General features: G+C 72.8%; 1 protein-coding gene and 1 pseudogene. One reads left to right on the top strand and one right to left on the bottom strand.

The genetic code is table 11. From position 1 onward, the window contains the following. Window positions 1-686: pseudogene (locus ACQKIP_RS47015) on the bottom strand (aspartate aminotransferase family protein); the annotation flags it as partial. Window positions 687-771: 85 nt separating this feature from the next. Here ACQKIP_RS47015 and ACQKIP_RS47020 point away from each other — a divergent pair. After that, window positions 772-1583, top strand: an 812-nt coding sequence (locus tag ACQKIP_RS47020) for an aminotransferase class I/II-fold pyridoxal phosphate-dependent enzyme (RefSeq protein WP_427745822.1), incomplete at its 3' end; no start/stop codon positions are given.

Genomic DNA, 1583 nt, shown 5'->3' on the forward strand with positions numbered 1-1583 from the left:
ACGATGCACGGGCCTCCGGCATCGCGCAGTGCGTGCTCCAGGGCCTGTGGGTCGACGGCTTCCCGCCCGGCGCGGGTTGGCACTCGGATCAGCGACCGGCGTCCCAGGCCGAGCATCGACAGTCCCTTGGGCACGCTGGAATGCGCGGCTCCCGACAGCACCCGTACCGCGCCGAGGGCGCCCGCTCCGTGCTCCGCCGGCGAGACACCGAGCTGTTCTCCGAGCCATTCGCGGGCCAGGGCGAGGCCGACCGTGTTGGACATGGTGGCGCCGCTGACGAAGGTTCCGTTCTGCCTCTCGGACAGGCCGAACAGGGCCCGCAGCCAGCCGATCGTCTCGCGCTCCAGGTGCTGGCCCGCACCATCCAGGGACGAGAGAGCGTTCTGGTCCCACGTCGAGGTCAGCCAGTCGCCGGCCAGTGCCGCCGGCGTCACCCCGCCGGTGACGAATCCGAGATACCGCGGACCGGCGCTCGCCGACAGCACCGGCTCCCAACGGGCCGCGAATTCCTCCAGTGTGGCCTGCAGCCCGATCCCCTCCACCGGCGGGGATGGGGGTTGCGGCAACGGCGCTGTCGGGAGGACCTCCCGATCTCCGGCACGGGCGAGTACGCCAGAAGCGTGCTGCCGGACAGCCTCCAGCAGACGGGGCAAGCCGTCGCGGTCGGTGGCAAGGCGCGGGTGCATGGCAGGTCTCCGTTCGCATGGTGTGATCACGACCGTACGGAGCCGGCCGGCCCGGCACCCGGTCCAATAGTGGGAAACTGGACCAGTGCGTATCGGAGACCACCAGCTGACGCAGGCTTTGGGGCCCTGGCGGAACGCTGAAGCGGCGCTCAGCGCAGCGCTCGCCCGCGCGCTACGGGAGGCAGTGGCCGACGGCCGTATCCGGCCCGGGAGCGAACTGCCCGCCGAACGCCGTATGGCCGCCGCCCTCGGGGTGAGCCGTGGCACCGTCACAGCCGCTCTGGACCGGGTGCGTGCGGCGGGATGGGTCCGCACCCGACACGGCAGCGCCAGCACCGTACAGCTGCCCGCGGCCGCCACGGAGCGGGTTGCCCCTCTCTCGGCGACCGGGGAGGCCGGCCGCGTGGTCGACCTGAGCCGGGCGGTTCCCGCCGCGCCGCAGGAGCGCTACCTGGAGGCGTCCCGACGCGCCCTGGAGCGGGCCGGGCCCTTGCTGGCCGAACACGGCGAACCGAGCCCGGGCATCCCGGAGTTGCGTGCCGCGATCGCGGCACGGTACAGCCGCGAGGGCACCGCGACCCTGCCCGAGCAGATCCTGGTCACCAGCGGGGCGCGGGCGGCGCTGGCCCTGCTCGCAGCGCACTTCCGGCCCCGCGTGGCCGTGGTGGAAATCCCCACGTACGTGGACGCGCTGCGGGTGCTGCGCGCTGCCGGAACCAAGCTGACGGGCTGCCGGGTGACCACCGAAGGCTGGGACCTGAAGCAGCTGCGGGAGTCCTTTGCCGCCGCACGCGGCCAACTCGCTTACCTGGTACCCGACTTCCACAACCCGACGGGAGCACTGATGCCAGCACACACCCGCCGGGCGGTGGCCAAGCTCGCCGCTCAGTACCAGGT

It is taken from the genome of Streptomyces sp. NPDC059900 (genome assembly GCF_050270335.1).
GTDB lineage: Bacteria > Actinomycetota > Actinomycetes > Streptomycetales > Streptomycetaceae > Streptomyces.